Origin of the sequence: Melittangium boletus DSM 14713, assembly GCF_002305855.1 — a bacterium.
GTDB lineage: Bacteria > Myxococcota > Myxococcia > Myxococcales > Myxococcaceae > Cystobacter > Cystobacter boletus.
On sequence record NZ_CP022163.1, the window covers coordinates 5,481,568 to 5,495,598 of the forward strand.

At 69.6% G+C, this 14,031-nt stretch carries 12 protein-coding genes; 4 read left to right on the forward strand and 8 right to left on the reverse strand.

Annotated features, from left to right (window positions below):
* Positions 1-1,443: 1,443 nt before the first annotated feature.
* The 6 genes from MEBOL_RS23080 to MEBOL_RS23105 all read right to left on the reverse strand — a co-directional run bounded on the left by MEBOL_RS23080 (position 1,444) and on the right by MEBOL_RS23105 (position 8,071).
* Positions 1,444-1,953, reverse strand: a complete 510-nt coding sequence (locus MEBOL_RS23080; protein WP_095979478.1) for an acyl-CoA carboxylase biotin carboxyl carrier protein subunit — start codon at positions 1,951-1,953, stop codon at positions 1,444-1,446.
* Positions 1,954-1,979: 26 nt separating this feature from the next.
* Positions 1,980-3,488: an acetyl-CoA carboxylase biotin carboxylase subunit gene (locus MEBOL_RS23085; RefSeq protein ID WP_095979479.1), complete on the reverse strand. Its 1,509-nt coding sequence runs from the start codon at positions 3,486-3,488 to the stop codon at positions 1,980-1,982.
* 78 nt (positions 3,489-3,566) lie between these two features.
* Positions 3,567-4,211, reverse strand: coding sequence for a hypothetical protein (locus MEBOL_RS23090; protein WP_095979480.1), 645 nt, complete (start codon positions 4,209-4,211; stop codon positions 3,567-3,569).
* A gap of 131 nt (positions 4,212-4,342) precedes the next feature.
* A complete protein-coding gene (locus MEBOL_RS23095) occupies positions 4,343-4,945 on the reverse strand; it encodes a malonic semialdehyde reductase (protein ID WP_095979481.1) in 603 nt (200 codons plus the stop codon).
* A 50-nt stretch (positions 4,946-4,995) separates the two neighbouring features.
* Entirely contained in the window at positions 4,996-6,558 is a 1,563-nt protein-coding gene (locus MEBOL_RS23100) for an acyl-CoA carboxylase subunit beta (RefSeq protein ID WP_095979482.1), read from the reverse strand.
* A gap of 94 nt (positions 6,559-6,652) precedes the next feature.
* Positions 6,653-8,071 carry a hypothetical protein gene (locus MEBOL_RS23105; protein ID WP_095979483.1) on the reverse strand — a complete coding sequence of 473 codons (1,419 nt, stop codon included), beginning with the start codon at positions 8,069-8,071 and terminating at the stop codon, positions 6,653-6,655.
* Positions 8,072-8,286: 215 nt separating this feature from the next.
* Between MEBOL_RS23105 and MEBOL_RS23110 the strand changes: the two genes are divergently transcribed.
* Both MEBOL_RS23110 and MEBOL_RS23115 read left to right on the forward strand, forming a co-directional pair.
* On the forward strand, positions 8,287-9,033 hold the full coding sequence (locus MEBOL_RS23110; RefSeq protein ID WP_157775387.1) for a hypothetical protein: 747 nt from the start codon (positions 8,287-8,289) through the stop codon (positions 9,031-9,033).
* Positions 9,030-10,049 carry a WD40/YVTN/BNR-like repeat-containing protein gene (locus tag MEBOL_RS23115; protein ID WP_095979485.1) on the forward strand — a complete coding sequence of 340 codons (1,020 nt, stop codon included), beginning with the start codon at positions 9,030-9,032 and terminating at the stop codon, positions 10,047-10,049. Before MEBOL_RS23110 ends, MEBOL_RS23115 begins: the two co-directional genes overlap by 4 nt.
* 14 nt (positions 10,050-10,063) lie before the next feature.
* Here MEBOL_RS23115 and MEBOL_RS23120 read toward each other — a convergent pair whose 3' ends face one another.
* Positions 10,064-10,513 (reverse strand): hypothetical protein, encoded by a 450-nt coding sequence (locus MEBOL_RS23120; RefSeq protein WP_095979486.1) that lies wholly within the window; start codon positions 10,511-10,513, stop codon positions 10,064-10,066.
* Between the two features lie 166 nt (positions 10,514-10,679).
* Here MEBOL_RS23120 and MEBOL_RS23125 point away from each other — a divergent pair, with 166 nt between their 5' ends.
* Positions 10,680-12,779: a M3 family metallopeptidase gene (locus MEBOL_RS23125; RefSeq protein ID WP_095979487.1), complete on the forward strand. Its 2,100-nt coding sequence runs from the start codon at positions 10,680-10,682 to the stop codon at positions 12,777-12,779.
* A 21-nt stretch (positions 12,780-12,800) separates the two neighbouring features.
* Here the strand turns inward: MEBOL_RS23125 and MEBOL_RS23130 are convergent, their stop codons facing one another.
* Entirely contained in the window at positions 12,801-13,223 is a 423-nt protein-coding gene (locus MEBOL_RS23130; protein WP_095979488.1) for a hypothetical protein, read from the reverse strand.
* Between the two features lie 129 nt (positions 13,224-13,352).
* Between MEBOL_RS23130 and MEBOL_RS23135 the strand changes: the two genes are divergently transcribed.
* On the forward strand, positions 13,353-13,907 hold the full coding sequence (locus MEBOL_RS23135) for a VUT family protein (protein ID WP_095979489.1): 555 nt from the start codon (positions 13,353-13,355) through the stop codon (positions 13,905-13,907).
* Positions 13,908-14,031 lie beyond the last annotated feature (124 nt).

Sequence of the window (14,031 nt, forward strand, 5' to 3'; positions counted from 1 at the left end):
CGCAACGCCTCCTCGTCGAGGAGGAGCCAGCGCGAGAGCACCTCGGGCTCGCGTTGGGGGGCCTCCTGGTACTCACGGGAGAAGGCCGCCAGTTCGTCATCGCCCACGCCCGCGCGCCAGAGCGAGAACAGCGCCCGCGCGGCGAGTCGCTGGGGGGTGACCTTCTCGGGAAGGCCGATGGCGATGCCCGGGTAGCGGACGGAGCCCGGCGAGGGCACGAGCGGGGGCGGTGACCAGCGGGGCGGCTCGGGCAGGAATTGGGGCTCCAGGTCCTCGGGCCAGCGCTCGGCGACGGCGCGGATGAACGTCTCGCCCGCGTCCAGCCCATCGAGCCAGACGTCGGGCACCAGGGAGACGAGGGGAATGCCGCGCTCACGGGCCCACCGGGCCGTCCACAGGAAGAGGTCCGCGGCGAGCGGCTCGAGTTCACGCGCCGCCACCGCGATGCGGGACACGAGGCCCGGCCCGTCGAAGTCCCGCTCCACCCAGTTCTGCTCCCACAGGTGGAAGGTGTGCTGGCACATGGCCGCGTAGAGTTCGTCCAGTGCCCAGGTCACCCGCTCCACGGGGGACAACCGGCGCGCCGCCTCGTCCACGCCGAGGTGGCCGTCTCCGAGGCGCGCGTCGATGCGCTCCCGGACGGACTCGTAGCTGCGCACGGAGCGCGCCTCCAGCCGGGCGGGGCCCGGGGCATGGAGCCGGGTGCGCAGGGGAGCGAACCGCGCGGCGCCCGGGTCCTCCAAGGGCAGCCAGCGCGCGAGCGTGTCGAGTTCGCGTCCCCACTCGCGCAGGTACTCCTCGTGGAAGCGCACCAGCTCCGAGTCCTCGGTGCCCGAGCGCCAGAGCGCGAGCAGGGCCAGGGACAGCAACTGGACGCGCGAGACCGGCTCCTCTCCGATCCAATCGCTCCCCACCGGGTGGCGCTCGCGCCGCGGTTCTCCAGCGGGAGGCAGTTGCTCCAGCGACAGCTCCTCCGGCCAGCGTTGGACGAGTGCCCGGAGGAAGCCGCCCAGCTCCTCCGCCTGGGCGTACCAGAGCGCGGGCACGACACGGGCCACGCGCCCCTCGGGGGAGACCCTCAGGGTCCAGCGCACCCGCGCGGCCACTTCCGGCGCGAAGGCCTCTCCCACGGCCACGAGCGCCTCCAGCCGCTCCCGGGCGAGTCCATCCGCCGGGGGGAAGACGCCCTTCCAGGAGGAGAGCGGACCTTGCTGGAGCACGGCTTCCTCGAAGTCGTCCGTCAGCCAGAGCACCTGCCGCGGAGGCGTGAGCAGCGGCGCGACCTCGGAGAAGCGCGGGGGGAGTTGCCGGCCCACGAGGCCCGCTTCCCGGAGGGCGGCGTCCGTCTGGACACTGACGTCACTCCACTCCCGGAGCTCCGGGAGGTTCGCATCCAGTCGCATGGTCGCTCCTGGGACAGCGGGGCGGGGTGGGCTTGGGGCGCTACTCGACGACCACGAGCTTGGCGTTGATCTCCACCGCGGTGCCTTCCTTGGCGGGCAACTCCACCACCTTGCCGGCCTTGGGGCTCTTGAGCTCGTTCTCCATCTTCATGGCCTCGACGACCACCAGGCCCTGCCCTTCCTTCACCTCGTCGCCGAGCTTCACCAGGACCTTGATGACCTTGCCGGGCATGGGGGCGGCGATGAGCTGCTTGCCCTCCACGGTGAAGCCGGCCTTGCCCGCGCGCAGGCGCAGGCGCCGCTCGTCCGCCACGTCGATGCGCGACGTCTGCCCGCCCACCTGCACCAACACCTCGTCGCCCACCTCCTCGAGCTCGACGTTGTGCGAGGTTCCGTCCACCAGCAGGGACATGGCGCCGGACTCGAGCGCCAGCGCGTCCACGAGCAGGGTGCGACCCTCGTACGTGAGCTTGTAGCGGTTGTCTCCGGCGGGCTCGATGTCCACCGGCACCGCTTCCTTCTGTCCGTGCCGCTTCGTGAAGTAACGCATCGGTTGGATCCCGGGAGTGTGACGGTTTAGCGACCGCGGCGGAGCGCCCGCCGCCACGAGGAGATACCCGTTTCGCCCGAGGACGTCTGGGGCATGTTCCGGGTCCGCTTCTGATCCCGCTGGTAGGCGTACACCACGCTCGCGAGCAGCGCCGCCTCGGTGAGCTGGGGGTCCTCCGCCCCGCCCACGAGCGCGGTGTGCTCGCGCGGCAGGAAGCTCGTGTCGTAGTCGCCGCCCACGAACTCCTCGTGCGAGAGGATGGCGTGCAGGTAGCGCACGTTGGTGGTGATGCCCTTGACCACGTACTCGTCCAGCGCCCGCTTCGCCCGCTCGATGGCCTCGCGCCGCGTGGGCGCCCACACGGACAGCTTGGAGATCATCGGATCGTAGAAGTTGGGCACCGTGTAGCCGGGGAACACGCCCGAGTCATCTCGCAGGGACGGGCCGCCGGGCACGCGCAGGGTGGTGATGCGGCCGGGGCTCGGCATGAAGTTGCGCGCCGGATCCTCCGCGTAGACGCGCACCTCGATGGAGTGTCCATTGGGCGCGGGCGCCTGGGTGAGGGGCAGCTTCCCACCCTCGGCGACCTTGATCTGCCACGCCACCAGGTCCAGGCCCGTCACCCACTCCGTCACGGGGTGTTCCACCTGGAGGCGGGTGTTCATCTCCAGGAAGTAGAAGTTGCGGTGCACGTCGACGAGGAACTCCACCGTGCCCGCGCCCACGTAGTTCACGGCCCGGGCGGCCTGCACCGCCACCTCGCCCATCTTCGCGCGCAGCTCGGGCGACAGGATGGGACTGGGCGTCTCCTCCACCACCTTCTGGTGACGGCGCTGCGCCGAGCACTCGCGCTCGTTGAGGTGGAGGGTGGTGCCGTGCGTGTCCGCGAACACCTGGATCTCCACGTGGTGGGGCTTCTCCAGGTACTTCTCGATGTAGACGGCGTCGTTGCCGAAGGCGTTGAGCGCCTCGCTCTTGGCGCCGCGCCAGGCGGAGTCGAACTCCTCCAGGCGCTCCACGCGGCGCATGCCCTTGCCGCCACCGCCGCCCGCGGCCTTGAGCATGATCGGAAAGCCGATCTTCTCCGCGTAGGCGCGCGCTTCCTCATGGCTGGCGAAGGGCTCGGTGCTGCCGGGCACCACGGGCACGCCCGCCTTGATCATGTTCTGCCGGGCGCGCGTCTTCTCGCCCATGGCGTCCATGGCGGAGGCCGGCGGCCCGATGAAGGTGATGCCGGCCTTCTCGCACGCGCGCACGAAGGACGCGTTCTCGGAGAGAAAGCCGTAGCCCGGGTGGATGGCATCCGCGCCCGACTGACGGGCGACCTCGAGGATGCGCTCCTGCACGAGGTAGCTCTCACGCGAGGGCGGAGGTCCCACGAGGAAGGCCTGATCGGCCATGCGCACGTGGGGCGCGGAGCGGTCCGCCTCGGAGTAGACGGCCACCGTGGCGATACCGAGCTCCTTGCAGGTGCGCATCACCCGGACGGCGATCTCCCCGCGATTGGCGACGAGGATTTTTCGGATCTTGCCCATGGGCGCCCCTTTAGCACACGCGAGCGCGGGCCCGGCCAGTGTGATGCGGCACGGGCCTCGGAGAGCCTCTGGGGCCGATTACTTCCGGTTGCTCAGGTACTGCTCCATGAGGCGCTTGGCCTCGACCAGCTTGGCCTCGACGAAGCGGTCATCCTCGTCCGGCTCCGGAGGCGGGGCGGGGGGCTGCTCGGGGCGGCGGCCGCCCTTGCCACTCCCCGGGGCGGGTGCGGCGTTCTTCTGGGGCGCGTCTCCTCCCCCGAAGTCCACCGCCGCGGCGAGCAGGTTGCGGGCGGTGGCGCCCCCGTCCAACAGGCGGCCGAGCACCGGCGCTTCCACGCCGAGCCAACGGGCCGTTTGACGCACCACGTCGATGTACTCCCCCTCCAGGGAGCGCGAGGGTCGGCCGGGCTCGCTCAGGGACGCGCGGCCGTAGCTGCCGGCCTTGTCGGTGTAGAGCCCCACGGCCTGGTCGCGGAAGTCCCTCGCCACGGCGCGCACGAGCGCATCCAGGTGATCCTCGGGAACGGCCTTGCCTCCCGCGGGGGTGAGCTTCACCTCGGCCACGCGCCAACCCGCGTCGGTCATGGCCGTGGCGGAGTCCACCCAGCGCACTTCCGGGAGGGGGACATGGGCGGTCTCACACGCTCGGGACAACGTCTGGCGCAGGGCGGTGAGGTTGCCTTCGATGTCGGCGAGGAAGAGGACGAGGCGGGGCTGAGACAAACGGGGGCTCCTTTTGGTGTGCGCTCCTTGAAGCGCGAACGGCCCCCCCAAAATTTCCCCAGGGAAGTCGTTGCATCATTTTCGGCACGAGGTCTCCGCCTGCCTGCCTGCCTCCGGCGGGGGCCCGGCGCTCATTCAATCCGGCAGGCGTCGTTGAAGTCCAGACGGGGGTTGCGCGGGAAGAGCTTGGACGGGTCCCCGTACCCCAGGTTGAGCAGGAAGTTGCTCTTCCACTGACCGTCCGGGAAGAAGGTCTCGTCCACCTTGGCGTTGTCGAAGCCCGCCATGGGGCCGCAGTCCAGTCCCAGGGCCCGGGCCGCGAGGATGAGATAGCCGCCTTGCAGCGTGCTGTTCATGTAGGCGAGCTTGTGCAGCTTCTCCTCGGGCATGGCCTGGAAGCCGCTCTTCAGGTCCCGGCTGGGGAAGAGCTTGGGCATCTGCTCGTGGAAGCGGGAGTCGTAGGCGACGATGGCCGTCACCGGCGCGCTCATCGTCTTGTCCACATTGCCCGCGGCGAGGGCCGGCTTGAGGCGCTGCTTGGCCTCGGGGCTCTTGACGAAGACGAGCCGCAGGGGCTGGGTGTTGGACGACGTGGGGCCCATGCGCGTGAGCGCGTAGAGCTGATGGAGGAGGGCATCCTCCACCGGGCGCTCGAGCCACACGTTGTGGGTGCGCGCCTCGTGGAAGAGGGTGTCCAGTACCGCGGTGTCCAAGGAGGGGCGTGGGTTGGCCATGCGCCCCTCCCTAATCAGCCCACGCGGTGCTCGCAAGCGGGGGTCCGCGCTCAGAGCGGAATGTTGCCGTGCTTGCGCGGGGGGTTCTCCTGGCGCTTGTTCTTGAGCATCTCCAGGGCGCGGATGACGCGGGCGCGCGTGTCCTCGGGGCGGATGACCTCGTCGATGTAGCCGAGCTCCGCCGCCTTGAAGGGGTTGGCGAACTTCTCGCGGTAGTCATTCACCAGCCGGGCGCGCTCGACGGCGGCGTCCGGCGCCTTCTTGAGCTCGTCGCGGAAGATGATGTTCACCGCGCCCTCGGGGCCCATGACGGCGATCTCCGCGGTGGGCCACGCGAAGTTGATGTCCGCGCGGATGTGCTTGGAGGCCATGACGTCGTAGGCCCCGCCGTACGCCTTGCGGGTGATGACCGTCACCTTGGGCACGGTCGACTCGGCGAAGGCGTAGAGCAGCTTGGCGCCGTGGGTGATGATGCCGCCCCACTCCTGATCCGTTCCCGGCAGGAAGCCCGGCACGTCCACCAGCGTGACGATGGGGATGTTGAAGCAGTCGCAGAAGCGCACGAAGCGCGCCGCCTTCACGCTCGCGTCGATGTCCACGCAGCCCGCGAGCACCGCCGGCTGGTTGGCCACGAAACCCACCGAGCGGCCATTCATGCGCGCGAAGCCCACCACCATGTTCTTGGCGTAGTGCTCCTGCACCTCGAAGAAGTGCCCGTCATCCACGATGGCGTGGATGATCTCCTTCATGTCGTAGGGCTTGTTGGGGTTGTTGGGCACCACCGTCTTGAGGCTCTCGTCGGCCCGGAACGGATCGTCCTCGCTCGGCTGGGAAGGGGGGTCCTCCTGGTTGTTGGAGGGCAGGTACGACAAGAGCTCGCGCGTCATCGCGAGGGCGGCCTGCTCGTTCTCCGCGGCGAAGTGCGCCACGCCCGACTTCTGGTTGTGCGTGAGCGCGCCGCCCAGCTCCTCCTTCGACACCTCCTGGTGCGTCACCGTCTTGATGACGTCCGGGCCGGTGATGAACATGTAGGAGGTGTCCTTCACCATCATGATGAAGTCCGTGATGGCCGGTGAGTACACCGCTCCGCCCGCGCACGGCCCCAGGATGAGGGAGATCTGCGGCACCACGCCCGAGGCGAGCGTGTTGCGCACGAAGATGTCCGCGTAGCCCGCGAGGCTCTCCACGCCCTCCTGGATGCGCGCGCCGCCCGAGTCGTTCAGGCCGATGACGGGCGCGCCCACGCGCATGGCCAGGTCCATGATCTTGCAGATCTTCTGGGCGTAGGCGCCGGAGAGCGAGCCGCCGAAGACGGTGAAGTCCTGGGCGAAGAGGAACACCTGGCGGCCCTCGACGGTGCCGTAGCCGGTGACCACGCCGTCACCGGGGATCTTCTTGTCCCCCATGCCGAAGTCGCTGCTGCGGTGCGTGACGAACTTGTCCATCTCCGTGAAGGAGCCGGGGTCGAGCAACAGGTCGATCCGCTCGCGGGCCGTGAGCTTACCGGCCTCGTGCTGCTTGGCGATGCGGTCCGCGCCACCGCCCAGCTCCGCCTGCTTCTCCAGTTGCTGCAGTCGAGCGCGAAGAGGGTCCGTTTCGGAGGGTCCGTTCATGCGCGCGCATCTAACACGAACCGCGCGCGGGTAGCACGCCGAGGACGTCAGGCACCGCCTTATCGGGTGATTGACAATCCCTGAAGACGCCCCCTCAACGGGTGGGCGCCAGCGTCCAGCGGGAGGAGAAGCGGTGGGCCCCTCCCGAGGCGCTGTCGAGCCAGCCCGTGATGTTCGCGCTCCGGGTGAGCAGGGGCCCCAGCTCGAGTCCCGCGGTGAAGAGGGCGGCGAGCCGTTGGTCGCCCACCACGTCCATCAGCGATATCTGCTTGAGGCCGCTCGCCACGCGCTGGGGGTTCACGCTGTAGTCCACCGCGTGGGGGAGCATGCCGCCCGTCTCGGGGATGCTGGCGAGCACGGAGCCCGCCACGGCCTCGTCATTGCCCATCACCAATTGCCGGCCTTTCAAGCGCACGAAGAGGGAGCCGCCCTTCACGTCCAGGGCATGGCCGTCCTCCAGGGCCCTCGCGCCGGGGAACTTCGCCAGCGGCGCGAGCGCCTTCTTCATCGCCGTCGCGTCCGTCACCTCGGCGGCGAGCGCCAGCCGCGAGGCGAAGAAGCGGCCCTCGGGTGTGCGCACGTTGGGGCGGGAGCGCACCCCGTCCACCGCGACGAGCACGTGGCCCGTGAGGCGTTCGGTCACCTCACGCGCCACGGAGGACACCTCGGCCGCGGGGCAGGCGGGGCAGGCCTGCTGGATGCTGGCGCGCACGCTTCCCATCGCGGCGGCGAGTCCGGCCGGTGCCATCCGGGCGCGCGAGAAGAGCAGTCCTCCGGGTTTCATCGTGCCGTAGGGGCTCGTGCCCGAGGCGGACTGGAAGGGGGGCAGCGGCAACTCCGTGCTGGTGCCTTCCATTCGGAGTTCCGAGGCGGTGCCGTCCAGGCCCACCACCAGCCCGCGCTTGGGCATCACCACGTAGGCGGCGCCGGGGAGGGGCGCGAGCTTCGCGTCCGCCTTCGGCGTCTGACTCACCAGTCGCGAGGCCTCCTTCAAGAGGACCTTGCCCTGGCCGTCGTCGACGAAGCCGCCGCCACCGCTCGCGAAGGCGCAGGCCTCCTGGCCCTTGAGCGCGTAGCCCGCCTGTCCACCTGCCTCGCGTGGGACGAGCACCGAGGTGACACCCGCCGAGGTGGTGGGTTTGATCTCCAGTGACTTGCCACTGCCCGCGGCGAGCCGCTCGGCGGCTTTTTGTTGGAAGCGCTTGGGGTCGCTCAGGCGCGTGCAGGAGACGCGGCCCGTGGTGCGCACCGAGAGGGTGACGGCTCCAGCGGGATCGATGCCCATGTCCTGGAGCGAGTCGGGCTGGCTGGGATCGAGCGCGAGGTAGGGATGGAGCTCGGCGAGCCAGACGGCGGGCCGCATGAGGGCGGCGTTCTGTCCCGCCTCGGCGAGGAAGGCGGTGAGCCCCTGGAGCGCGTCCAGCCGGGGAATGTGGACGACGGTCTCCGAGGCGGTGGCGGCACGGGGCGATGGGGCGGCGGCGAGCGATGCCGCGAGGACGAAGGAGAGCATGGCCGAGCGTGAGAGCAGCGCGCCCCCTGGCCTGTCAAGGCGGGCGGAGCGGGGGCGCGTACTGAGTTGAGCACGACACTTTTCGTCCCGGTGTGGGGATGTCCTATCCACGGTGTGGATGCCGTGAAGCGAGAGGGGACCCCAGGCCGCGAGGATGGAGGAACTGGCAGATGCCTTGCTGAGGGCGGAGTGGATCCCCCCTTGCAGGAGTCTCCATGTCCGTCCCTGTCTCTGGCCGTACCGGTGGAACCTCGTCTTCGCTGGACGAACTCGTGGGTGCCCTGGGTGCTGTCCCTCCCTCGCCGCCAGCCGCTCCGGGTGCGAAGGCATTGGCCTCGCGTGAACTCAACTCCCTCGTCCTGGCTCCCCCACGGCCGTCCGGAGCCGATGCTCCGCGCGAGTTTCCCACGGGGCGAATGGACTACTACCGCCGCCGGCATGAGGACTTCGTTTCACGCAATCCGGGCCAGCAGCCGCCCCCGTACTACCTCGAGTATGGCGACAAATACGTCCGGGCCTTCTCGGCGCTGGGGGCCCAGGAACTGTCCCCCGAGGGGCTCGCGTGGCGCGACCGGGCGCTCAAGCTCTTGCAGGATGCGATGGAGACCCGGCGGCGGAAGGAACCGGCGGAGTTCGCCGTGCTCGAGCGGAAACCAGAGGACTTCCAGATGTTCGCCTACGGCACGCACGTGAATGCCTATCTGGACGCGGGACTCTTCTCGCTTCCCACCCAGGACCTGACCACCATCCTCACCACGCCGGACCTCCGCGATTTGCTGAACCCCGATGGGATGGCCCAGATCCTCCAGGTCCTGGGGCGGGTCCGGCCCTCGGATGTGGAATCCATTCTCGCGGCGACCACCCTGGAGGCGACCCGTCCTCTTCGGCCCCTGGTCCATCAAATGGAACGGGAAGTGAAGTCGCTCATGCTCCAGAACTGGTTGAACGGGAGTTCGCGTTGAACTGGGCGCGCCACCTGCTCAAGGTGCTGGTGTTCCTGTTGCTCTCGCCGTGTCTCCTGTGTCTGGGGTCGGGCGTCTACATCTGGGTCCACAGTGCCCTGCGTGAGCGGGGAATCCACATGGGCAACAGCGTGTGGATGCCATTGGGGCCGAGGCTCGAGCAGCGCCATCTGCCCAATCACTTCTACGTCGGAGCACACTCCGCGTTCTTCACCCGCGATTGGGGAGAGCACAGCGCGCTCTGGCGCATCGGGCCGCATTGGACGCGTCGCGAGGCATCCTTCGAGGGGGCCTTGTTGACGCTGACCAGTGCCGAGGGCGTCTGGTTCGGTCTCGTCTCCAAGCCCGCTCCCGACGGCCCTCGGGACGCGCGGATCTTCCAGGTCATCCGTTCGCTCGACGAGGGGGTGAATTGGGAGGAGCGGGGCCGTACCTCCGGGATGTCGAGCCTGCTCGCCGTGTCGTCAGAGGAGGTGTGGGGCCTGGGGACGGAACTCCAGGTCAGCACGGATGGGGGACTGACCTTTTCCTCCGTGTCCTTGCCTGGAGCGCGAGACCGCATCCAAGAGCGGCTCGCGCGGGGCGCGGATGGCACGGTCTGGTTGTTGGGGCATGCGGGCCTCTTCCGCTTGTCCGACCAGGGCCGCACCTGGACGCACGAGCCCCTTCGGGAGGCCGAACCGCAGGCGGGTGATGGCGGGGTGCTCGCGGCACGGGTGGAGGGAGGGCTCGCCATCCGCCGGGATTCGCCGGGCGAGCCCTGGCGTGTCTTCACCGCGCTGCCGCATCGGGTCTCCGCGCTCGCCGTGGTGGGCGACACCGTGCGGGTCGTGACCCATCCGAGTGATCCCTTCAAGGATGGGTGGGACGCCTGGTACCACCACAGTGAGGATGGAGGGCGGACTTGGGAGCACACGAATACCGAGCTGACGCCCCACATCGCCCTATATGGGCGGGAATGGGGCGTGGGCCGGGAACTCCTGGGCCAGCTTTACGGCCGACTTCCCGGGGGTTGAGGCACCCGGGGGCCTCACCCCTCCTGGGCGAGGTGCTTGAGGAGTTCCCCTTCATCGGTGGTGGCCATCCGCTCGATGCCGTCCTGTTTCGCGTGCCGCTGGATCTGCATTATTCCCGCGACGCTGCGCACGAGCACGCCCACCTTGCGGAAGCCACCCAACCACCGGGGCAATTGGCGCTTGATGGCCTCGTCGAACTCGGCGTCGTTCCGGCCGGCGATGGCGCGCATGTCGGCGAGCAGGGCGTAGCGTGAGCGTCCCAGCTCGTCCAGGACGTCGCCCAGTTCGTCGAAGATGTCGTCGAGCTGGGCGAGGTGGGAGAAGGGCGCTTCACTGCGCACGGTGACGGCGATGCCCAACCGGTCGTCCACCAGCACGGTGAAGTGCTCGCTGCGGAAGACCTGCCGGGCGGCGGGGAGCACGCTCACCAGGGGGGGGAGGGCGCGAGACGGAAGGGAAGCCATTGAGACGGTCTCGGGGGCGACGTTCGAGCCACCCTCTCACGAGGGGGGGCGGGGAGGGAAGCCTCTCGCATGGGTCCTCCGGGGGACGTGCACTCCCGGACGCCTGCCCGCCATCCCTCGCCGAGAGTGCTGCCAATCGGTGGGCACTGTCTTACCTTTCCGGCCCATGACCGCCCCTGTTTCCGACAATCCGCTGCTGCAGACCGAAGGACTCCCGAAGTTCGACCGCATCCGGGCGGAGCATGTCGAGCCCGCCATCCGCGATTTGCTCGCGCGGCTGAACGCGGATTTCGACGCGCTCGAGCGCGAGGTCCAGCCCACCTGGAAAGGCACCGTGGAGCGTCTGTCCACCCTCACCGAGCCCCTGGGGCTGGCGTGGGGCGTGGTGAACCACCTCATGGGCGTGCAGAACAGCCCGGAGCTGCGCCAGGCGCACTCCGCCGTCGAGGGCGATGTGGTGGAGAGCTTCATGCGCATCGGCCAGAGCGCCCCCCTGTACCGGGCCTACAAGGCGCTGCGCGAGGGCTCCGAGTGGAAGGGCCTCGAGGAGGCCCAGCGGCGGGTCGTCGAGGCCTCCATCCGCGACATGGAGCTGTCCGGCGTGGGCCTGGAGGGCGAGGCGCGCGAGCGCTTCCAGGTCATCGAGCGGGAGCTGGCCGAGCTGTCCACGCGCTTCGCCAACAACGTCATCGACTCCACCAAGGCCTGGTCCATGACGCTCACCCAGCGCGAGGAGGTGGACGGCCTGCCGCCCAGCGCGCTCGCCATGGCGGCCCAGGCGGCGAAGCAGGGGCTGGCGGAGGGGGCTCCCGCGCCCACGCCCGAGGCGGGCCCCTGGCGCATCACCCTGGACGCGCCCAGCTTCGGGCCCTTCATGGAGCACTCGCGCCGTCCGGAGCTGCGCGAGAAGGTCTACCGCGCCTACATCACCCGCGCCTCCACGGGCGAGGTGGACAACAACCCGCTCATCGAGCGCATCCTGTCCCTGCGGGGCGAGAAGGCGCGTCTGCTCGGCTACGGCTCGTTCGCCGAGGTGAGCCTCGCGGCGAAGATGGCGCCCGGGGTCCAGGCCGTGGAGCAGCTCCTGGGTGAGCTGCGCGGCGCCGCCCGTTCGCGCGCCCAGGGGGAACTCGACGAGCTGACGGCGTTCGCGCGCCGCAAGACGGGCAACGCCTCGCTCGAGCTCAAGCTGTGGGACACGGCCTTCTGGGCCGAGCGCCTGCGCGAGGAGCGCTACGCCTATACCGACGAGGAGCTGCGTCCGTACTTCGCGCTGCCCCGGGTGCTGGAGGGCCTGTTCGACACGGCGAAGCGGCTCTTCGGTGTCACGGTGCGCGCCGCGGACGGGGAGGTGCCCGTGTGGGATGAGAGCGTGCGCTTCTTCCGCATGGCGGACGAGTCGGGCAAGGACATCGCCGCGTTCTACCTGGACCCCTACAGCCGTCCTGCCACCAAGCGGGGCGGGGCGTGGATGAATGGCGCGCTCGATCGCAAGCGCCAGCTGGACGGCTCGCTGCGGCTGCCGGTGGCCTACCTCGTCTGCAACGCCACGCCTCCGGTGGGGGGCAAGTCCGCGCTGCTCACCTTCCGCGAGGTGGAGACGCTGTTCCATGAGTTCGGCCACGGCCTGCAGCACATGCTCACGCGCGTGGACTACCCCGAGGCCGCCGGCATCAACAACGTGGAGTGGGACGCGGTGGAGCTGCCCAGCCAGTTCATGGAGAACTGGTGCTTCCACGAGGAGACGCTCTCGCGGCTGGCGCGCCATGTGGATACGGGCGAGCCGCTGCCCCGCGCGCTCCAGGAGAAGATCCGCGCCGGGCGCATCTACCGCGCCGCCTCCATGACGCTGCGTCAGGTGTACTTCGCCACGCTCGACCTGGAGTTGCACCACCGCTACCAGGCGGGCGGCGTGGCGGAGACCCAGAAGCGCGTGGCCCAGGACAACACGGTGCTCGCGCCCCTGCCCGAGGACCGCTTCCTGTGCTCCTTCACCCACATCTTCGCGGGGGGCTACGCGGCGGGCTACTACAGCTACAAGTGGGCCGAGGTGCTGTCCGCGGATGCCTTCTCCGCCTTCGAGGAGGCGGGGCTGGCCGATGCGCGGGCCCTGGAGAAGACCGGACGGCGCTTCCGGGACACGGTGCTCGCGCTCGGAGGCAGCCGCCACCCGCTGGTGGTCTTCCAGGAGTTCCGCGGCCGCGCTCCCAGCACCCAGCCCCTGCTCAAGCAGACGGGCCTGTTGGATTCGCAGCCGAGGGCCTGAGGCGGGCGTACTCCGAGGGGATCAGCGCGGCTTGTGGGCCCGGGCGCGCCGGTCCTCCTCCAGGCGCTCGAGTGCCCAGGCCTCGGCGGCGTTCCAGTCCGCGACGGTGACGAGCGGCAGGGGCACGCGCTTGAAGTACATGATGGCGCTCACGGACAACCGCACGAGGGGCGAGGTGATGATGTTGGCCGCGCCGATGATGCACTCGCGCACCTGGCGCTCGTGCTCCTCGAACCACTCCACCTGGCGCCAGCGCTGATCGAGCGGCACCATGCCGACCCGGCGCAGATCGGTGATGAGGACGAAGCGCTCACCGCGCTCCAGGTGGCGGCTGAACGAGGCGAGGCACGCCTCGTAGGCGGGCGTGGACAGCGTACCGGGCAGCCGCAGCAGGAGCAGTGGCCAGCGCGAATCATCGAAGAGGTCCGGGTCGGGCGGCGGCATGTGCGGTACACGGGAGAAGAGCGCTCGGGGAGGGGCTCCGGGTCATTCTGACAGCCCCTGGGAAACGTGCTATGCCCGCGCGCCCCCGGGAAGGGTGGAGCCTCCTGGTGAGAGGCTGGAGCATCCGCGATGGATTCACGCAGAACCGAGGGGTTTGTCTACCTGGTGGGCTTCGGCGCCTCGATTCCCCTCTCCAACTGGATGCTGGGCCATGTCGGTGTCCTCTGCTCGGAGAGCGGGCCCTGTTTGCTCCCCGTGGGGCCGGGTCTGCTGGCGCCCAGCGGCGTGCTCGTCGTGGGGTTGGCCTTCGTGTTGCGCGACCTGGTGCAGCGCCGTCTGGGCAAGGGCTGGGCGCTGCTGGCCATCCTCCTGGGCGCGCTGTTGTCGGCCGTGCTCGCGCCACCGGCCCTGGTGCTCGCCTCGGGGGGCGCCTTCGCCGTGTCGGAGCTGGCGGACTTCGCCGTCTACACCCCCTTGCAGCGGCGGGGACTGGTGCTGGCCGTGCTCGCCAGCGGTGTCGTGGGCCTCGTCGTGGACAGCGTGCTCTTCCTGCAGCTGGCGTTCGGGGGGCTCGACTTCCTCGCGGGGCAGGTGGTGGGCAAGGCGTGGATGGTGCTGCTGTCCCTGCCGCTCGTCTCCTGGTTGCGGCGCCGGGATGAGCGGCTCGGCATCCAACCGGCCTGAGCCGCGCGAGCGCCCCGCGCGCCACGCATCCCATCCAGAAGAGAAACTGGCTCCAGAATCCTTTCTCCTCGGAGAAACGGAAAAACCCACGCGGGTGCCGACGAATCTTTCCGCCTGGAATGTG

What these genes read in the sequence shown, in the direction of transcription:
- MEBOL_RS23135 (WP_095979489.1), top strand. Translation starts at nt 13,353, where the DNA reads ATGGATTCACGCAGAACCGAGGGGTTTGTCTACCTGGTGGGCTTCGGC.
- MEBOL_RS23105 (WP_095979483.1), bottom strand. Translation starts at nt 8,071, where the DNA reads ATGCTCTCCTTCGTCCTCGCGGCATCGCTCGCCGCCGCCCCATCGCCC.
- MEBOL_RS23120 (WP_095979486.1), bottom strand. Translation starts at nt 10,513, where the DNA reads ATGGCTTCCCTTCCGTCTCGCGCCCTCCCCCCCCTGGTGAGCGTGCTC.
- MEBOL_RS23110 (WP_157775387.1), top strand. Translation starts at nt 8,287, where the DNA reads ATGTCCGTCCCTGTCTCTGGCCGTACCGGTGGAACCTCGTCTTCGCTG.
- MEBOL_RS23125 (WP_095979487.1), top strand. Translation starts at nt 10,680, where the DNA reads ATGACCGCCCCTGTTTCCGACAATCCGCTGCTGCAGACCGAAGGACTC.
- MEBOL_RS23085 (WP_095979479.1), bottom strand. Translation starts at nt 3,488, where the DNA reads ATGGGCAAGATCCGAAAAATCCTCGTCGCCAATCGCGGGGAGATCGCC.
- MEBOL_RS23130 (WP_095979488.1), bottom strand. Translation starts at nt 13,223, where the DNA reads ATGCCGCCGCCCGACCCGGACCTCTTCGATGATTCGCGCTGGCCACTG.
- MEBOL_RS23080 (WP_095979478.1), bottom strand. Translation starts at nt 1,953, where the DNA reads ATGCGTTACTTCACGAAGCGGCACGGACAGAAGGAAGCGGTGCCGGTG.
- MEBOL_RS23100 (WP_095979482.1), bottom strand. Translation starts at nt 6,558, where the DNA reads ATGAACGGACCCTCCGAAACGGACCCTCTTCGCGCTCGACTGCAGCAA.
- MEBOL_RS23095 (WP_095979481.1), bottom strand. Translation starts at nt 4,945, where the DNA reads ATGGCCAACCCACGCCCCTCCTTGGACACCGCGGTACTGGACACCCTC.